The following is an 18,398-nucleotide window of genomic DNA, read 5'->3' as shown; positions in this document are numbered from 1 at the left end:
GAGTCACAGCGCCACCCCTTCCTCCACCGTCGCGACGGGGTCACTGTGCACTCGGGCCCCGACGGCGGCGCCGAGCCGGCCGCCGGTGGGCATGCCCTCGACCATCGCCGGCAGCCAGACCACGTCGTCGACCATCGGCGTCACCGCGACCGGCAGGGTGATCGAGCTGGCCGGGCCGCGCACGGCGAGCAGGTCGCCGTCGCGCACCCCCAGATCCAGAGCCGCCGCCGGCGAGATCCGCACGACGTCGGGCTTGGCGGTGCCAGCCAGGTGCGGCTCGCCGTCCATCGCCCGGCCGCCGTCCAGGTTCATCCGCCAGCTGGCCAGCCGGTAACGGGCGCCCGCCCCCGCGGAGTTGATCATGGCGTGGTCGGCCTGATCACCGGCGAGGGCCGGGCGGGGACCGGACCAGACGCCGAGCCGGCTCAGCTCGCCGGCCGCGGCGGCCGGGGTCTGGGTGTACAGGTCCACGTCCATCTCCACCCCGAGGGTGTCCAGGATGCGGCCCTCGTCGAGCGTGCCCACGTCGGGCAGGGCGGCGTCGAACGGGCGCAGCCGGCCCTCCCAGTTCAGGTAGGCGCCGGATTTCTCCACCGCCGCGGCCACCGGAAAGACGACATCGGCCAGCGCGGTGACCGCGCTCTCGCGCAGCTCCAGGCTCACCACGAACCCGGCCCCGGCGATCGCGGCCAGCGCGGCCGCCGGATCGGGCAGGTCGTTGACCTCGACCCCGCCGATCAGCAGGCCGGCCAGACCCCGCGGGCCCTCGGGCTCGGCGTCGACGGCCGGCTCGTCCTCCGCGGGCAGCGGCATCGCCACGCCGGCCAGGATCCCGGCGGTGTCCCGACCGGGCGTGGCCGGCACGGACACGCCCCAGGCGGCCTCCACCTCGGCCCGGGCGGCCGGGTCGGCGACCGGACGGCCACCGGGCAGCAGGGTGCCCAGGGCGCCGGCGTCCAGCGCGCCCCGTTCCCCCGCCCGGCGCGGCACCCAGGCCAGCCGGGCCCCGGTGACGTCGACCAGGGCCGCCACCGCGGTGAGCAGACCCGGCGCCTCGCAGGCCCGTTCGCCGACCAGCACCACGGCTCCGGGGGTGCGCAGCAGCGCCCCCAGCCGGTTGCGCTGCTCGGCGTCCGGGCCGCCCTCGGCCAGGGTGTCGCCGGCCAGCCCCGTGAGCACACCGACCTCGTCGCCGGGACCGGCGGCGATCAGCGTGCCGGCCATCTTCTGCAGCCCGCGGGAGGCCAGCGGCGCGACCGAGAACACCGGCACGCCCTTCTTGCGGGCGGCCTTGCGCAGCCGCAGGAACAGGATGCCGGATTCCTCCTCCGGCTCGAGGGCGACCAGCAGCACGGCCGGGGCGCTTTCCAGCTCCGTGAAGGTGACCCCGCCCCGGGCCGGCGCGGTGCCGGCCACCCGGGCGCCCAGGAACCGGGCCTCCTCGGCCGTGTGCACCCGGGCCCGGAAGTCGATGTCGTTGGTGCGCAACGCGACCCGGGCGAACTTGGCGTAGGCGTAGGCGTCGGTCAGGGTCAGCCGGCCGCCGGCCAGCACGCCGACACCGCCGTTGTCCCGAGCCTGCAGCAGCCCGCGCGCGGCGACCGTCATCGCCTCGGTCCAGGACACCGGCTGCAGCTCGCCGTTCTCGTCACGAACCAGCGGCCGGGTGATCCGGTCGGGCTGGCGCACGTACTCGAAGGCGAACCGGCCCTTGTCGCAGTTCCACTCCTCGTTCACGTCCATGTCGATCCGGGCCAGCCGGCGCAGGGTCGCCCCGGCGCGGTGGTCGGTCCGCAGCGCGCACCCGCCGGCGCAGTGCTCGCACACCGTCTTGGTCGAGACCAGGTCGAACGGGCGGGCCCGGAACCGGTAGGCGGCCGAGGTCAGCGCGCCGACCGGGCAGATCTGGATGGTGTTGCCCGAGAAGTAGGACTGGAACGGCTCGGCCGAGTTGATGCCGATCTGCTGGGCCGAGCCGCGCTCGAGCAGGTCGATGAACTTGTCCCCGGCGATCTGATCGGAGAACCGGGTGCATCGCTGGCACAGCACGCAGCGTTCCCGGTCGAGCAGGATCTCGGTGGAGATCGGGATCGGCTTGGTGAAGACCCGCTTGGGCTCGCGCAGCCGGGAAACGTTGGACCCGTTGGCCATCGTCTGGTTCTGCAGCGGGCACTCGCCGCCCTTGTCACAGATCGGGCAGTCCAGCGGGTGGTTGAGCAGCAGGAACTCCAGGTTGGAGCGCTGCGCCTTCTCGGCCACCGCGGAGGTGAGCTGGGTGTTGACGACCATCCCGTCGGCCACGGTCTGGGTGCAGGCGGCCTGCGGCTTGGGCATCTTGCGCCCGCCCATCTCCACCTCGACCAGGCACTGGCGGCAGGCGCCGACCGGGTCGAGCAACGGGTGGTCGCAGAACCGCGGGATCGCGGTGCCCAGCCGTTCGGCGGTCCGGATGACCAGCTCCCCCTTGGGGGCGATGACGCTGACCCCGTCGATGGTCAGCCGGACATGGCCCTCGGGCACCGGTTCCGGTTCCGCTGCCGTGGTCGGTGGAACTGCTACCTGGGTCATCAGTGCGCCCCCGCGAGTTGCCGGTGGTCGACGACCGGCGGAGTCCGCCCGGTCACCAGGTCCTCGAATTCGGACCGGAAGTACTTGAAGCTGGACAGGATCGGGGTGGCCGCGGCGTCACCGAGCGCGCAGAACGACCGGCCGGCGATGTTGCCGGCCGCGTCGACCATGGTGTCCAGGTCCTCCAGGGTGCCGTGACCGGTGACGACGCGGCGCAGGATCTGCACCAGCCAGCCGGTGCCCTCCCGGCACGGCGTGCACTTGCCGCACGACTCGTGCTTGTAGAACTCCAGCCACTTCCACACCGCCCACGGGACCGAGACGGTCTCGTTGAAGCACATCAGCGCGGTGGTGCCGAGCATCGACCCGGCGGCGGCCACGTCGTCGAAGGACAGCGGGACGTCCAGGTGCTCGGGGGTGAAGATCGGCGTCGACGAGCCGCCCGGGGTGAAGAACTTCAGCGGGATGCCGTCACGCATGCCGCCGGCGCTGGCCAGCAGCTGGCGCAGGGTGGTTCCCATCGGGGCCTCGTACTGGCCGGGCCGGGTGACGTGACCGGAGAGCGAGTAGATCTTGGGACCGGGCGACTTCTCGGTGCCCAGCGAGCGGTACCAGTCCGACCCGCCCATCACGATGATCGGCACCGAGGCGATCGTCTCGACGTTGTTGACCACCGTCGGGCTGGCGTACAGCCCCTCGACGGCGGGGAACGGCGGCTTGAGCCGGGGCTGGCCGCGCCGGCCCTCCAGGGAGTCCAGCAGGGCGGTCTCCTCGCCGCAGATGTACGCGCCGGCCCCGCCGTGCACGACGATCTCCAGGTCGTAGCCCGAGCCGAGGATGTCCCGGCCCAGGAACCCGGCCGCCTTTGCCTCCCGCACCGCGGCGGCGACCCGGCGGATGGCGTGCACCGCCTCACCACGGATGTAGATCGCGCAGAACGGCGCCCGGATCGCGTACGAGGTGATGATGCAGCCCTCGATCAGCGAGTGCGGGTCCGCCATCATCAGCGGGATGTCCTTGCAGGTCCCGGGTTCGCCCTCGTCGGCGTTGATCACCAGGTAGTGCGGCTTGCTGCCGCCCTTGGGCAGGAACGACCACTTCAGGCCGGTCGGGAAACCCGCACCGCCGCGGCCGCGCAGCCCGGAGTTCTTCACCAGCTCGATCAGCCGGTCCGGATCGACGGTCAGCGCGGAGCGCAGCGCCTGGTATCCGTCGAGCTGGCGGTAGGTCTCGATGCTCCACGATCGCGGGGAGGCCCAGCGGCGGGTGAGGACCGGGGTCAGCGAGGCGCCCGGTCCGGCGTCGGCGGCGAACGTCACCGTGCGGCCCTCATTTCTTCTCCGGCAGCGGCGGGAATTCGATGGATTCGGGCATGACGGGCGCGCGTTGCCCGGTCTGTTCGGCCAGCACCGAGCCGCGCAGGGTCGGCTCCGAGGCGGTCGGCGCCTCCACCCGGTCCTCCAGATCGACCAGGATGCCGGCGATCTCGAGCTCGACCGAGCGGAAATCGGTGAGCGCGGCGCCCCGGGTCGGGTGCGGCCGCTCGCCGGACTGCAGGCCGGTGAGCAGATCCAGCGCGCTGTCCGGGGTCTGGTTGTCGAAGTACTCGTAGTTCACCGTGAGCACCGGGGCGTGGTCGCAGGCGGCCAGGCACTCGGCGTGTTCCAGGGTGATCGAGCCGGGCGTGCCCGGTTCGCCGGCGGTCTGCTCGTGCCCGACGCCCAGGCGCCGGGACAGCGTGGCGTAGATCGCGTCCCCGCCCAGCGCCGCGCACAGCGCGTTGGTGCACACCGAGACCAGGTGCTCGCCGCACGGGGTGCGCTTGTACATCGTGTAAAAGGTGGCCACCGCGGACACCTCGGCCTCGGTCAGCCCCAGCTGGCCGGCGCAGAACTCGATGCCCTGCTGGGACACGCAGCCCTCCACCGACTGCACCAGGTGCAGCAGCGGCAGCAACGCCGACCGGGACATCGGGTACCGGGCGATGATCTCGGCCGCCCGGCCGTGGGTGAGCTCGTCGAAGACGACGCCGGTGTCCAGGAACACCGGAACGCCGATCCTGCGATTGGTCTCGGACATCAGCGGTCGACACCTCCCATCACCGGGTCGATCGAGGCGACGGCGGCGACGACGTCGGCGATCATCGAGCCCTCCGACATCGCCGGCATGGCCTGCAGGTTCACGAATCCGGGGTCGCGCAGGTGGACCCGCCAGGGCCGGGTCCCACCGCCGGACACCACGTGGCAACCCAGCTCGCCGCGCGGGTTCTCGATGCCGACGTAGGCCTGCCCGGCCGGCACGTGGAAGCCCTCGGTGACCAGCTTGAAGTGGTGGATCAGCGATTCCATCGACTGACCCATGATCTTGCGGATGTACTCCAGCGAGTTGCCCATGCCGTCCGAACCGATGGACAGCTGCGCCGGCCAGCCGATCTTCGGATCGCCCACCATCACCGGCCCGGGCTGGCGCAGCCGCTCGTTGCACTGCTTCATGATCTTGAGCGATTCGTGGATCTCGGCCAGCCGCAACAGGAACCGGGCGTAGCAGTCGCCCTCGGTCAGGGTCGGGACCTCGAAGTCGTAGGTCTCGTACCCGCAGTAGGGCATCGTCTTGCGCAGGTCCCAGGGCAGACCGGCCGACCGCAGGATCGGGCCGGTGATGCCCAGTTGCATGCAGCCTTCCAGCGGCAGCAGCCCGACGCCGACCGTCCGGGCCTTCCAGATCGGCTGGCCGGTCAGCAGCTTGTCGTACTCGGGCAGCCGCTCTTCCATGATCTTGATGAAGGCCGCGATCCGCTCGGTCGCGTTCTCCGGCAGATCCTGGGCCACCCCGCCGGGGCGGATGAACGCCATGTTCATCCGCAGACCGGTGAGGAACTCCATCAGGTGCAGGCCCTCTTCGCGCTCCCGGAACCCGGCCGTCATGCCGGTCAACGCGCCCAGCTCCATGCCGCCGGTGGCCAGCGCCACCAGGTGCGAGGTGATCCGGGTCAGCTCCATCAGCAGCACCCGGATGACCTGGGCGCGCTCGGGGACCTCGATCCCCAGCAGCTTTTCCACCGCCATGCAGTAGACGGCCTCGTTGAACGCCGGCGAGAGGTAGTCGGCCCGGGTCACGAAGGTGACGCCCTGGGTCCAGGTCCGGTACTCGCAGGACTTCTCGATGCCGGTGTGCAGGTAGCCGATCACCGACCGGGCCTGCACCACGGTCTCGCCCTCGAGCTCCAGGATCAGCCGCAGCACCCCGTGGGTCGACGGGTGCTGCGGACCCATGTTGATGATGATCCGCTCGTCGTGCTCGAACTCGTTGTCCGCGAGCAGGTCCTCCCAGTCACCGCCGGTGACCGTGAACATCCGGCCCTCGGTGGTGTCGGTGGCCCGGGCCCGACGCATCGTCGCGGTGTCCTGCTCGTCCGGGGGCAGGAAATCCTCGGCAAACCTGGCCTGATCCTGAGTCACGAGTACGACCTCCGCTGATCCGGGGCGGCGATTTCGGCTCCCTTGTACTCGACCGGGATGCCGCCGAGCGGGTAGTCCTTGCGCTGCGGGTGACCCAGCCAGTCGTCCGGCATCAGGATCCGGGTCAGCCCCGGATGCCCGGAGAAGACGATGCCGAACATGTCCCAGATCTCCCGCTCGTGCCAATCCGCGGTCGGGTACACGGCCACCGCGGAGGGGACGTGCGCATCGTCGACGTCGACCGCGACCTCCAGCCGGATCCGCCGGCGGTAGGTCATCGAGGTCAGCTCGTAGACCACGTGCAGCCGCTTGGGCACACCCTCGCCGTAATCCACCCCGGAGATCGAGGAGGCCAGTTCGAACCGCAGCGACTCGTCGTCGCGGATCGCCCACAGCATCACGGTGAGGAAGTCGCGGTGGATGTAGAAGGTGATCTCGCCGTTGGCCACGGTGGTCTGCAGCAACGCCAGCGGCGGGATGGACCGCTCGTGCATGGCCGCCAGCAACGCGTCGGCCACCTCGTCGAACCATCCCCCGTAGGGCCGCTCGGCCGGCGCCGGCGTGTACGGCTCGCTGATCAGTAGACCGTAGCCGGAGGTGTCACCCGAACCGTGCGCGCCGAACATCCCGGTGCGCTCCAGGCCGGTGGTCGGTACCGGGCTGCTCGGGTGGTGCAGGGCCTGCTCCGGCCGGGCCACGTCCCCGGCGTGCGCGCCACCCTGCGGCGTCGCGTCCGTGGTGGTGCCCGACGGCTTCTCGGCCGGGGTGTCGACCGAGGTGCGATCCGGCTGGGCGGCCGGCCCGGTGCCCGACGGCGTGGTCATCGGTGCCCCGCTTCCAGTGCCGCGACGTTGACCTCGGGGGTGCCGACCGGGGCCGGCAGTTTGCCGTAGCGCACCGACGAGGCGACCAGTTCGGTGCGCTGGCCGTCGGTCGCGGCGGCCCGCCGGGCGTTGAGCGGCTCGTCCATGATCTTGGCGTGCAGCTTGAGGATCGCGTCGATGAGCATCTCCGGGCGCGGCGGGCAGCCCGGCAGGTACATGTCGACCGGGACCACGTGGTCGACGCCCTGCACGATCGCGTAGTTGTTGAACATGCCGCCCGAGGAGGCGCAGACCCCCATCGACAGCACCCACTTGGGTTCGGCCATCTGGTCGTAGATCTGCCGCAGCACCGGCGCCATCTTCTGGCTGACCCGGCCGGCGACGATCATCAGGTCGGCCTGCCGGGGCGAGGCCCGGAACACCTCCATGCCGAACCGGCCCAGGTCGTACCGGGGGGCGCCGGTCGTCATCATCTCGATCGCGCAGCAGGCCAGGCCGAAGGTCGCCGGGAACAGCGAGGCCTTCCTGGTCCAGTTGACCAGTTTCTCGACACTGGTCAGCAGAACCCCATTGGGCAACTTTTCTTCCAGACCCATTGGTCCTGCTCCCTTCTCGAACGCGGCGGAGTTCGGAAATCCGGGGTTTTCCCGGGCGGCGGCGGCGCGCCCGGGACGGTGGTGCTCAGTCCCAGTCCAGGCCCCCGCGCCGCCAGGCGTAGGTGTACACGACGGCGACGGTGACGATGAACAGGATGATCTCCACCAGTCCGAGCACACCCAGCGCCACCGCCGACTGAGCCCAGGGGTAGAGGAAGACGATCTCGATGTCGAACACGATGAACAACATCGCGGTCAGATAGAACTTGATCGGGAACCGCCCGGCGGTGCCGGCCGGCAGCGGGGTCGGCTGGATGCCGCACTCGTACTGGTCGAGCTTGGCCCGGTTGAACCGGCGCGGGCCCAGGGCGTCGCTGACCACCGTCACCATCGTGAGCGCGAAGCCCGCGACGATGACGAGCAGGATGACCACCGGCAGGTACGTGCTGCTCATCGATCCGTCCCTCCAGCCGCTGCGGCGGCCCGGCTACACACTCGGGGCCGCCTTCACCAGGGCCCGGGTGACCCGGTCGGCCCAGTCGCCGCCCCGGCTGTCGTACAGCCCGGCCAGCACCTTGAGCACCAGGTACATCAGGTCCTTGCGGGGCAGACCCAGCCGCGTCGCGGTCTTCATCACCGCCGGCTTGCCGATCAGCCCGGAGAAGATCCCGCCGAGCCGGTAGTAGGCGCCCAGGTGCTCCTTCATGGCGGTGGTGTACCCGTGCAGCGCGGCCTCCCGGCTCGGCCCGTCCGGCCGGCCCTGCGCCTGCAGCACCGCCTCGGCGGCCAGCGCCGCCGACTCCATCGCGTAGGCGATGCCCTCGCCGTTGAACGGGTTGACCGCGCCGGCGGCGTCGCCGACCAGCATCAGCCCGTCGGCGTAGTGCGGGGTGCGGTTGAAGCCCATCGGCAGACCGGCGCCGCCGATCGAGCCGATCGCGTTCTCCTCGCGCAGGCCCCACTCCTCCGGGGTGCCGTCCAACCAGCGGCGCAGCAGCGCGCGGTAGTCGGTCCGCCCGAACGCCTTGGACGAGTTGAGCATGCCCAGGCCGACGTTGACCGTCCCGTCGCCGAGGCCGAAGATCCAGCCGTAGCCCGGCAGCAGGGCCGGCTTGTCGGCGTTCGAGCGGTCCCACAGCTCCAGGTGGGATTCCAGGTAGTCGTCGTGGGTGCGGGCCGGGCTCTTGTAGTAGCGACGGACGGCGACCCCGATCGGCCGGTCCTCCCGCTTGTTGATGCCCATGCCGACGGCCACCCGGGCCGAGACCCCGTCGCAGGCCAGCACGAGCGGGGCGCGGAACTGCACCGGCCCGTCCGCGGTCTTGGCGGTGACGCCGACGATGCGACCGGTGCGCTCGTCGCGGATCGGTTCCTTCACCGTGGTGGCCACCCGCAGCCGGGCCCCGGCCTTGACCGCCAGCGTGGCCAGCATGTCGTCGAAGTCGCGGCGCGGCCGGACCAGGCCGAAGTCGGGGAACTCCTGCAGCACCGGCCACGGCAGCTCCAGGCTGGTCCCGCCACCGATGACCCGCAGGCCCTTGTTCTTGATCCAGTCCGGACCGGACACGTCGATGCCCAGGGCCAGGACCTGCTTGACCCCGCGCGGGGTCAGCCCGTCACCGCAGACCTTCTCGCGCGGGAAGGTCGACTTCTCCAGCAGGAGTACGTCCACCCCCGCCCGGGCCAGGTGGGTGGCCAAGGTCGAACCAGCCGGACCTGCCCCGACGACGATCACGTCGGCCACGGTGTCCGGGTCCGACACCGGACTCGACACGTTCATCGGGATCCTCCCCCGCATCACTGCAGATCGGCGCCGGCAGGGCGAGGCGGCGGCGTCCCCTGCCACGGGCTCATGAGTTTGTGAATTCGTTCACGAGGCACGCGCCACACAGTGTAGGACCCATCACACGGGGCGAGAACCACGGGTTCGGCCCGGTCGGCTCAGGACTCGGTCGGCCGGCGGACGGCGTGGTGCAGGGCGACCACGCCGAAGGTCATGTTCTTCCACACCACCTCGGTCCACCCGGATCGCGCGATCATCCGGGCCAGGCTGGGCTGGTCCGGCCAGGCGTCGATGGTCTCCTGCAGGTAGGTGTAGGCCTCCGGGTTCGACGAGACCCGCCGGGCCAGCATCGGTAGCACCGTGCGCAGGTACCAGCCGTAGCCCCAACGGATCGGCGTCGGCCGGGGCCGGGAGAACTCGCAGACCAGCAGCTGACCGCCGGGCCGGACCACCCGGGCGAACTCGCGCAGGGCGGCGGCCGGATCGGCCACGTTGCGCAGGCCGAACGAGATCGTGACCGCGTCGAAGCTTTCGTCGGCGAAGGGCAGCCGCATCGCATCGCCGGCCACCCGGGGCAACGTTGTCCCGGTCCGGGCGGCGGCCAGCATGCCGACCGAGAAGTCGGTGGCCACGGCCCAGGCCCCGGTCGCGGCCAGCGCCTTGGTCGACACGGCCGTGCCGGCGGCCACGTCGAGCACCCGCTGACCGGGCACCAGTTGCAGCGCCCGGACCGCATGCCGCCGCCAGCGGCGGTCGTTGCCCATCGACAGGATGGTGTTGGTGCGGTCGTAGCGAGGCGCGACCTCGTCGAACATGGCGGCGACCTGGCGCGGCTCCTTGTCCAGATCGGCGCGGTTCATCGCTTCGCCCTCCCCGGACGGTCGCAGCAGCAGGCCAACATGACCGGGAAGCCTACCGACGCGAGGACTCGCTGCGCCCTCAGGACGGCGGCGGCGCGGTGTGTCCCGGGCCACGACGGCTCCCCCACAGCGGCAGCCGGGACCGCCGCCGGCACCACCAGATGGCCGGCCCGGCCAGCAAATAGGTCACCGCCAGGGTGCCGGCGATCATGATCGTGCCCACCGAGGCGGTGCGCCCGGCCACCCGAGCGACCTGCGGGTCCACGCTGGAGTACTCGACGACGAACTGCAGGCCGACGGTCAGCAGACCCGGGTAGAGCACCCCGCCGTCGGGCCGCACGGTCGCGCCGGAGGCGTCCACGAACTCGATCCCGGTGCGCAGCGGCGACACCGAGAGCACGGTGGCGGTGGCGGTGGCCAGATGGTCCTCGATGGCCCGGTCGTTGAGCCGCATGCCGATGGCCAGGGCCACCATCATGATCGTGATCGCGGCCACGATCAGCACGATCACCCGGGCGGCCCACCGCCACAGCCGGCGACGGCGCCCCACGGCGGGGGCGCTCGCGGGATCGAGCTGGGCGGCCGCGGCCGGGCGGGCCGACATGCTTGGAAGTGTACGAGGGACCGGCACGCCGCGGGGTGCACGTCACAGTCGAGCGGTTCGGCCCGCGCGCGCGACTAATGTGGGCGCTCGTGACTGCCTCGCCGACGACCCGCCTCGTGGCCTCGTCGGTGACCGCACGGCTGGATCGCACCGAGGGAACCACCGACGGACCGGCCGGGCTGATCGGTCTGCTGCCCGCGCCGACCGGCTCGATCTGCTTCGTCCGCGGCGACCGGGGCTTCGTCGGCTGGGGCGTGCACGCCCGCTTCACCGCGACCGGCCCGGACGCCGCCGCCCGGATCCAGGAGTGGTTCGCGCAGGTGCAGGCCGGCCTGACCGTGACCGACCCGATCGCCGAGGCCGGCACCGGCCCGTTGGCCTTCGTCTCCCTCGGGTTCGACGACACCGATGTGGCGGTCGCCGTGGTGCCCCAGGTGGTGGTCGGCCGGACCGCGCACGGCACGTTCGTCACCCGGATCGGGCCGGCCGGGGAATCGGCGCCGGACGCGGGGTTGCCCGTGCCCGCCCCGATCCGCGGGCCCGGCCGGATCCGCTACACCGACGACGGGTCGGTGGCCGGGTTCACCCAGGCCGTCACCGCGGCGACCGACCGGATCCGGCGCGGCGAGCTGGACAAGGTGGTGTTGGCCCACGACCTGGTCGCCACTGCCGCGCGGACCGTGGACGAGCGGCTGTTGCTGGCCCGGCTGGCCGCCGACTACCCCGGATGCTGGACGTTCGACGTGCAGGGCCTGGTCGGGGCGAGCCCGGAACTGTTGATCCGCCGGCAGGGCCGGCACATCGCCTCCCGGGTGCTGGCCGGCACGGCCTGGCCCGGGCACGCCGACGCCGCGGTCGCCGCCGAGCTGATGCGCAGCCCGAAGGACGTGGCCGAGCACGCGTACGCGGTGCGCTCGGTCAGCGAGGTGCTGGCCCCGGCCTGCGACCACCTGGACGTGCCCGACCGGCCCACCCCGCTGGAACTGGCCAACCTGACCCACCTGTCGACCGACATCACCGGCCGGCTCGGCGAGATCGCGCCGACCGCGCTGGAACTGGCCGCCCGGCTGCATCCGACCGCGGCCGTCGGCGGCAGCCCGACCCCGGTGGCCCGGCAGGTCATCCGCGAACTGGAACCGATGAACCGCGGCCGTTATGCGGCGCCGGTCGGCTGGATCGACGGCCGCGGCGACGGCGAGTTCGCCATCGCCCTGCGCTGCGCCCAGGTCGACGGGCGCACCGTCCGGTTGCTGGCCGGCTGCGGCATCGTCGCCGACTCCGATCCGGAGACCGAGGCCCGGGAGGCGCAGATCAAGATGGTGCCGATCCGGCACGCGTTGGAGTCGACGCGCTGATGGCCGGGCCGCTGGCCGGCCTGCGGGTCGTCGAACTCGGCGGAATCGGGCCCGTCCCGCACGCCGGGATGGTGCTGGCCGACCTCGGCGCCGACGTCGTGCGGATCCAACGGCCCGGCGGCGGGCTGGACACCGGACCGCCGGACCGCGATGTGCTGCTGCGCGGTTGCCGGCTGCGGTCGGCCGATCTGAGCACGCCCGCCGGGGTCGCCGATGTGCTGGCCGAGATCGCCGCCGCCGACGTGCTGGTGGAGGGTTTCCGGCCCGGAGTGGCCGAACGGCTGGGCGTCGGGCCGGAGGTCTGCCTGGCCCGCCGGCCGGAGCTGATCTATTGCCGGCTCACCGGCTGGGGCCAGGACGGGCCGTGGGCCGGCCGGGTCGGCCACGACATCAACTACCTGGCCCTGACCGGCACCCTGGACGCCCTGGGCGCGGCCGGCGGGCCCCCGCAGCTGCCGGCCAACCTGGTCGCCGACTTCGGCGGCGGGTCGATGCTGGCCGTCGTCGGCATCCTGGCCGCGCTGTACGAGCGAGCCCGATCCGGCCGCGGGCAGGTGATCGACGCGGCCATGGTCGACGGGGTGGAGCTGCTGTCCCAGCTGATGTGGTCGATGCGCGGCCAAGGGTGGTGGCCGGGCGAGCGCGGCACCAACCTGCTCGACGGCGGCGCTCCGTTCTACGCCGTCTACCCGTGCGCGGACGGGCGGTACGTGGCCGTCGGCGCGCTGGAGCCGCCGTTCTACGCCGCCCTGCTGGCCGGCTTGGGCCTGGCCGACGCGGACCTGCCGGCCCAGCTCGATCAGTCGGGCTGGCCGGGGCTGCGCCGGGCCATCGGGCAGGCGTTCGCGTCCGCCCCGCGGGCCCACTGGCTCGGCGTGTTCGACGGCACCGACGCCTGCGTCACGCCGGTGCTGACCGCCGCCGAAGCGGCCCGGCACCCGCACCTGCTCGCCCGCGGCACCCTGGTCGAGGTCGACGGGATCGTCCAGGCCGCCCCGGCGCCCCGGTTCTCCCGGACCCCCGCCGACCCGGTCCACCCGCCCGCATCCGACACCTCGCGCCCGGCGCTCGGCGACACCCACCCGGCGCCACCCAGCCGGCGGGCTGACCAACTCGGCGCGAAACCGGACCAATCGGACCCGGTTTCGCCGAGTTGATCAGCCCGTCCGCGGAAGGTCCGGCCGCGGCCGGCCCGCGGGCAGCCCGAGCTGGGCCAGGCCGTCGTCGCGGGCCCACGTCCTGATCCGGCCCCCGCTCCGCGCGGGTTCGGCCAGCCGAGCCTGCACCTGGGCGGCGAGCAGGTCCGGCGAGCGCGTGGCCACCGGCCAGGTGTACCGGACGAGCCGGATCCCCATCCGCTGCAGCAACCATTCGCGCTCCTTCTCCTTCCTGATGGCGGCCGCCGGATCCGCGAGCAGGTACTTGCCCACCCCATCGCCCTCGGCCCCGACCCGATGCTGCGGCCAGTAGTGGTCCAGGCGGACCTCGGGCACGAACTCACCGACCCACACGTTGCTCAGGCTCAGCGGCAATCCGGCTCGCAGGAACGCGCACCGCCCGACCGATTCCAGGGGTGACTCGACGTCGGGGTCGCAATGCCGGACCGACCAGGCCGCCCGGCCGGACCCGGTCCAGGCTCCGATATCGGCCAGGGCGGCGCCCAGCTGTTCCCGACCGCCCGGCCGGAACGCCACGGCATCGGCGAGCACGAGCCCGGTCATCGCCCCGGCGTGCCGGGCGAGGTCGACCGCGGCGAAGGCCGCGCCGACGGCGGGGCAGCCGTCGGCCTGCCCGAGCCAGCGATCGGGCACCGCGGCGAATCTGGTGCGGCCGTGGCAGGTCCGGTTCGACCCGCTGACCCGCGAACCGGGTCGGATGACGGTGGGCACCTGGGGTGGCCGGCCCGTCGTGGGCAGTCCGTGCAGCACCGCCGACGACCAGCCCGCCGCGTAGGTGTTCGGCGCGCCGGCCAGCAGGAAGGCCCGGGTGCGCAGCCGGAAGGCGGACCAGGGGTCTGCGGCGGCCAACGCGGCCGCGTCGGCGTAGACGCCCTTGGCCACGACGACCAGGTCGCCCTTCCGTTCCAACCGGTGCAGCCGGCTCCGCGACCGGCCGGGCCCTTCGAAGTCGGCGGCTCGCAGCAGTCCGCGACCCGTGGCCAGCTCCGCTCGGACGTCGGCGGGGAGCCGCGATACGGAGGGCATCCGGCGAGAATCGCGCACCCCCGGCCCCGGCGGGGCGCGGATCCGGCAAATGTGGACAACCCGCCGGTGTTCCACCCCACGGGCTGATCAAATCGGCGCGAAACCGGCCATATCGGACGCGGTTTCGCCGAGTTGATCAGCCCGGCCACACAACCGGCCGAACGAGCGGCCGAACAGCCGGCCGGGGCTCAGCCCTGGCCGACCAGGGCGCGCAGGCGGGGCAGGATCTGCTCGCCGTACAACGCCAGGAACCGCTGCTGGTCGTGCCCCGGCGCATGGAAGACCAGGTGCCGGAAGCCCAGATCCAGGTAGGTGCGGATCTTCTCGACGTGCTCGTCCGGGTCGTCGGAGACGATCCAGCGGGAGGCGGCCTGCTCGATCGGCAGCTCGTCGGCCAGCCGCTGCATCTCCAGCGGGTCCTCCACGCCGGCCTTCTGTTCCGGCTTGAGGGCCAGGGCCGCCCAGAACCGGGTGTCCTGCATCGCCCGCTCCCGGTCGGTGTCGAAGGAAACCTTCATCTCCATCAGGGTGTCCAGCTCGTCGAGCCGGCGGCCGGCCTTCTCCACCCCGTCCCGCAGGGCCGGCAGCAGGGTGTCGGTGTACAGCGAGGGCGCCTTGCCGGACGTGGTGATGAAGCCGTCGGCGATCCGGCCGGCCAGCCGCGTCGCCGCCGGACCCGACGCCCCGATGTAGATCGGCACCGGGTCGGCCGGACGGTCGTAGATGGTCGCCTTGTCGGTGCGGTAGTACTCGCCCTCGAACGTCACCCGCTCCCCGGTCCACAGCTCGTGGATCAGGTTCACCGACTCCTTGAGCCGGGCGAAACGCTCCTTCTGCTCCGGCCAGGCCAGGCCCAGCGGGACCTCGTTGAGCGACTCCCCGGTGCCCACGCCGAGCACGATCCGCCCGGGATACATCGAGCCGAGAGTGGCGAACGCCTGCGCGATGACGCCCGGGTGGTACCGGATCGTCGGGGTCAGCACGGAGGTGCCCAGGATGACCCGCTGCGTGCGCGCCCCGACCGCCCCCAGCCAGGGCAGCGAGGCCGGGGCGTGTCCCCCGTCGTGTCGCCAGGGCTGCAGGTGATCGGAGATGAACACCGAGTCGAATCCGTGCTCCTCGGCCGCGACCGCCAGGTCGGCCAGCTCGCTCGGGCCGAACTGCTCGGCGGAGGCCTTGTAACCGAACCGGATCGGCGGTGGGGTCATCGCTGTCGTCCTCTCGTCCGCGTACGTCTGCGTACAGTCGCTAGACAACCACACCGACCAAAGGGGGTCCCGGTGACGGCCCGTCGACTGCTGCCCACCGACGAGGCGGTCGATCTGCTCAAGCTGGTGCGCGAGATCGCCGACCGTGAGTTGGCGCCGCGGGCCGCCCGGGACGAGGCGGCCGAGCAGTTCCCGCGAGACGTCTTCCGGATGCTCGGCCAGACCGGCCTGCTCGGCCTGCCCTACCCGGAGGAGGTCGGCGGCGGCGGCCAGCCCTACGAGGTCTACCTGCAGGTGTTGGAGGAGGTCGGTGCGGTCTGGGCCAGCGTGGGCGTCGGGATGAGCGTGCACGTGCTCAGCTGCTTCCCGTTGGCTCACTACGGCACCGACGCGCAGCGCGCGCAGTGGCTGCCGGACCTGCTGGCCGGCGACCTGCTCGGCGCCTACTGCCTGTCCGAAGCGCAAGCCGGGTCCGACCCGGCGGCCCTGCGCACCACGGCCCGGCGCGACGGTGACGAGTACGTGCTCAACGGCGCCAAGGCGTGGACGACGCACGGCGGGCACGCCGACTTCTACCTGGTGATGGCCCGCACCTCCGACGAGCGGACCGGCATCTCCAGCTTCCTGGTGCCGGCCGACACTGCCGGGCTGATCGCCGACCCACCCGAACGCAAGATGGGCCTGACCGGTTCGGCGACCGCGACCGTGCGCCTGGAACAGGCTCGGGTCCCGGTCGAGCGGCGGATCGGCGCCGAGGGCGAGGGCCTGCGCATCGCGTTGGCCGCCTTGGACTCCGGACGGTTGGGGATCGCCGCGGTGGCCACCGGACTGGCCCAGGGTGCGCTCGACCGGGCCGTCGCGTACGCCCGGGAGCGGCAGACCTTCGGTCAGGCGATCATCGACCACCAGGGACTGGGATTCCTGCTGGCCGACATGGAGGCGGCGGTACAGACCGCCCGGGCGATGTACCTGCACGCCGCCCGCCTGCGCGACCAGGGACTGCCGTTCAGCCGGGAGGCGGCCATTGCCAAGCTGGTCGCCACCGACAACGCGATGAAGGTGACCACGGACGCGGTGCAGGTGCTCGGCGGCTCCGGCTACACCCGCGACTTCCCGGTCGAGCGCTACATGCGCGAGGCCAAGGTGATGCAGATCTTCGAGGGCACCAACCAGATCCAGCGGCTGGTCATCTCCCGCTCGCTGCGGCGCGACGATCGGGGCGGGATCGGCCGTCTCGGCGGCTGAGACGGGTCAGACCGCCGCCCGGACCGCCTCGCTCAGCCGCGACAACGTCTGCGGCAGATCGGTTCTGGTGGTCCGCACCTCGACGACCCGGATGCCACCCGGGTTGTCCAGGGCCCGGGCCAGCTCGTCCCGGGTCCGGACCTGGGTGTGCCGGTGACCCAGCGCCGTCACCGCCGCGCCGAGGTCGACCGCGTGCGGGGTGCCGAACACCCGCTCGAAGGCATCGGCGTGGTCGGGCCGGCCGGACTCCAGGGTGCCGAAGATCGCCCCGCCGTCGTTGTTGCTGACCACGATCGTCAGGTCCGGTCGGGGCTCGTCGGGCCCGACGACCAGGCCGGTCAGGTCGTGCAGGAAGGTCAGGTCGCCCAGCAGCGCCACCGTGGGACCGGCGCCGGCGGCCAGCGCCACCCCGATCGCGGTGGAGACGGTCCCGTCGATTCCGGCCACGCCCCGGTTGGCCACGACCCGCACCCCGCCCCGCGCCCGGGTGGCCAGCGCGACGTCCCGCGGGGGCTGGGAGGAACCGAGGACCAGCGTGGCGCGGTCGGCCAGCAACCCGACGAGCTCGCGGGCCAGCCGGGTCGAGCTGGTCAGCTCCAACCCGTCGAGCACGTCGCTGACCGCCTTGCCGGCCGCCGCGTCGGCGTCGCGCCAGCGGGCCGCCCATTGCTGGTCGGGCTGCTCGGTCAGGTCGGGCAGGCCCGGCGCGACGGCCCGCACGTGCCCGGCCGGGTCGGCGTAGCCGGCGGGGTGCGCGACGACGTCGACGGTCACCCGCGGGTCGGCGAGCAGCGCCTGCACCGAGCGGAACAGGGTGGGCCGGCCGAGCACGATCACCCGGTCGGGCCGGGCCCGGTCCAGGAACGCCGGGGCGGCCAGCAGGTGCATCCCGGTGCCCAGCACCGCCCGACCGGCGGCGCCGCCGGCCTCGGTGACGACCAGGTGCCCGGCGTCGGCGACCAGCGCCGTCCAGGGGTGGGTCAGGTCGGCCAGGAACAGCACGCGTTCACCCGGCTCCGGAGCGGGCACCGCCGGACCGTCGGCCGCCGCCGTGGCCACCGCGGTGGTCCAGGGGCCGCCCCGGCCGACCAATGGCTCGGGCCAGTCCGGATCGGCGTCGGGCAGCAGCGGTTCGGCCAGCGGCAGGTTCAGGTGCACCGGACCGGGCACTGCGGCGGCCCCGCTCGCGGCGGCCCAGGCCCGGCCGATCATGGACCGCCAGTGGGCCTGCTGACCGGACCGCCGCTGGGACACCGGGAACTCGTGGAACCAGCGCAGCGCGGGCCCGAACAGGCCGCGCTGGTCGACGGTCTGGTTGGCCCCGACATCGCGCAGCCACGGCGGCCGGTCGGCCGACAGCACGATCAGCGGCACCCCGCCGTGGGCCGCCTCCAGCACCGCCGGATGCAGGTTGGCCACCGCGGTCCCCGAGGTGGTGACGACCACGACGGGCCGCCCCGAGCCCCGGGCCAACCCCAGGGCCAGGAAGCCGGCGGTGCGTTCGTCGATCCGCACGTGCAGGCGGAGCCGGCCGGCCGCGTCGGCCGCATGCAGGGCCAGGGCCAGCGGGGCGTTGCGCGACCCGGGCGCGAGCACCGCGTCGGTCAGGCCGCTGGCGACCAGTTCGTCGACCAGCACGGTGGCCAGTGCCGTGGACGGGTTCACCGCTGCACCGGCCGGTCGGGCTCGGTCT

Annotated in this window: 16 protein-coding genes; 3 read left to right on the top strand and 13 right to left on the bottom strand. The window is 72.7% G+C overall.

Translation table 11 applies throughout. The features are described 5' to 3' along the window. Positions 1-3: 3 nt before the first annotated feature. From NAMU_RS04890 to NAMU_RS04845, 10 genes are all read right to left on the bottom strand, one after another. Complete coding sequence (locus NAMU_RS04890; RefSeq protein ID WP_015746303.1) at positions 4-2,568, bottom strand: NADH-quinone oxidoreductase subunit G; 2,565 nt, start codon at positions 2,566-2,568, stop codon at positions 4-6. Next, positions 2,568-3,887 (bottom strand): NADH-quinone oxidoreductase subunit NuoF, encoded by a 1,320-nt coding sequence (gene nuoF / locus NAMU_RS04885; protein WP_015746302.1) that lies wholly within the window; start codon positions 3,885-3,887, stop codon positions 2,568-2,570. The genes NAMU_RS04890 and nuoF overlap by 1 nt, the downstream gene beginning before the upstream one ends. 10 nt (positions 3,888-3,897) lie before the next feature. After that, complete coding sequence (gene nuoE / locus NAMU_RS04880) at positions 3,898-4,647, bottom strand: NADH-quinone oxidoreductase subunit NuoE (protein ID WP_015746301.1); 750 nt, start codon at positions 4,645-4,647, stop codon at positions 3,898-3,900. Continuing rightward, positions 4,647-5,960, bottom strand: coding sequence for an NADH-quinone oxidoreductase subunit D (locus NAMU_RS04875; RefSeq protein ID WP_052308133.1), 1,314 nt, complete (start codon positions 5,958-5,960; stop codon positions 4,647-4,649). Before NAMU_RS04875 ends, nuoE begins: the two co-directional genes overlap by 1 nt. A 62-nt stretch (positions 5,961-6,022) precedes the next feature. Further along, positions 6,023-6,850, bottom strand: a complete 828-nt coding sequence (locus NAMU_RS04870) for an NADH-quinone oxidoreductase subunit C (protein ID WP_015746299.1) — start codon at positions 6,848-6,850, stop codon at positions 6,023-6,025. Continuing rightward, the gene (locus tag NAMU_RS04865) at positions 6,847-7,446 is read right to left on the bottom strand and encodes a NuoB/complex I 20 kDa subunit family protein (RefSeq protein WP_015746298.1); all 600 of its coding nucleotides are present in this window, start codon (positions 7,444-7,446) and stop codon (positions 6,847-6,849) included. The genes NAMU_RS04870 and NAMU_RS04865 overlap by 4 nt, the downstream gene beginning before the upstream one ends. An 85-nt stretch (positions 7,447-7,531) precedes the next feature. Beyond that, the gene (locus NAMU_RS04860; RefSeq protein ID WP_015746297.1) at positions 7,532-7,900 is read right to left on the bottom strand and encodes an NADH-quinone oxidoreductase subunit A; all 369 of its coding nucleotides are present in this window, start codon (positions 7,898-7,900) and stop codon (positions 7,532-7,534) included. 33 nt (positions 7,901-7,933) lie between these two features. Then, entirely contained in the window at positions 7,934-9,226 is a 1,293-nt protein-coding gene (locus NAMU_RS04855; protein WP_015746296.1) for a geranylgeranyl reductase family protein, read from the bottom strand. 161 nt (positions 9,227-9,387) lie between these two features. Further along, entirely contained in the window at positions 9,388-10,089 is a 702-nt protein-coding gene (locus NAMU_RS04850; RefSeq protein ID WP_015746295.1) for a demethylmenaquinone methyltransferase, read from the bottom strand. Positions 10,090-10,168: 79 nt separating this feature from the next. Beyond that, on the bottom strand, positions 10,169-10,693 hold the full coding sequence (locus tag NAMU_RS04845; RefSeq protein ID WP_015746294.1) for a DUF3592 domain-containing protein: 525 nt from the start codon (positions 10,691-10,693) through the stop codon (positions 10,169-10,171). Between the two features lie 89 nt (positions 10,694-10,782). On the opposite strand from NAMU_RS04845, the gene NAMU_RS04840 reads away from it, so the two are divergent. Next, entirely contained in the window at positions 10,783-12,048 is a 1,266-nt protein-coding gene (locus tag NAMU_RS04840; RefSeq protein WP_217180752.1) for an isochorismate synthase, read from the top strand. Next, positions 12,048-13,205: a CaiB/BaiF CoA transferase family protein gene (locus NAMU_RS04835; protein WP_015746292.1), complete on the top strand. Its 1,158-nt coding sequence runs from the start codon at positions 12,048-12,050 to the stop codon at positions 13,203-13,205. Before NAMU_RS04840 ends, NAMU_RS04835 begins: the two co-directional genes overlap by 1 nt. Here the strand turns inward: NAMU_RS04835 and NAMU_RS04830 are convergent, their stop codons facing one another. Together NAMU_RS04830 and fgd are read right to left on the bottom strand one after the other, a co-directional pair. Next, entirely contained in the window at positions 13,206-14,252 is a 1,047-nt protein-coding gene (locus NAMU_RS04830; RefSeq protein WP_015746291.1) for a type IV toxin-antitoxin system AbiEi family antitoxin domain-containing protein, read from the bottom strand. It lies immediately after the preceding gene. 188 nt (positions 14,253-14,440) lie between these two features. Continuing rightward, positions 14,441-15,460 (bottom strand): glucose-6-phosphate dehydrogenase (coenzyme-F420), encoded by a 1,020-nt coding sequence (gene fgd / locus NAMU_RS04825; RefSeq protein WP_015746290.1) that lies wholly within the window; start codon positions 15,458-15,460, stop codon positions 14,441-14,443. 72 nt (positions 15,461-15,532) lie between these two features. On the opposite strand from fgd, the gene NAMU_RS04820 reads away from it, so the two are divergent. Beyond that, entirely contained in the window at positions 15,533-16,705 is a 1,173-nt protein-coding gene (locus NAMU_RS04820) for an acyl-CoA dehydrogenase family protein (RefSeq protein WP_015746289.1), read from the top strand. A 6-nt stretch (positions 16,706-16,711) separates the two neighbouring features. On the opposite strand, the gene menD is transcribed toward NAMU_RS04820, so the two are convergent. Next, entirely contained in the window at positions 16,712-18,370 is a 1,659-nt protein-coding gene (gene menD / locus NAMU_RS04815; RefSeq protein WP_015746288.1) for a 2-succinyl-5-enolpyruvyl-6-hydroxy-3-cyclohexene-1-carboxylic-acid synthase, read from the bottom strand. Positions 18,371-18,398 lie beyond the last annotated feature (28 nt).

Source organism: Nakamurella multipartita DSM 44233 (assembly GCF_000024365.1).
Taxonomy (GTDB): Bacteria; Actinomycetota; Actinomycetes; order Mycobacteriales; family Nakamurellaceae; genus Nakamurella; species Nakamurella multipartita.
Note: the sequence above shows the minus strand (reverse complement) of the source record. Positions and strands in the feature narration are given on the sequence as shown.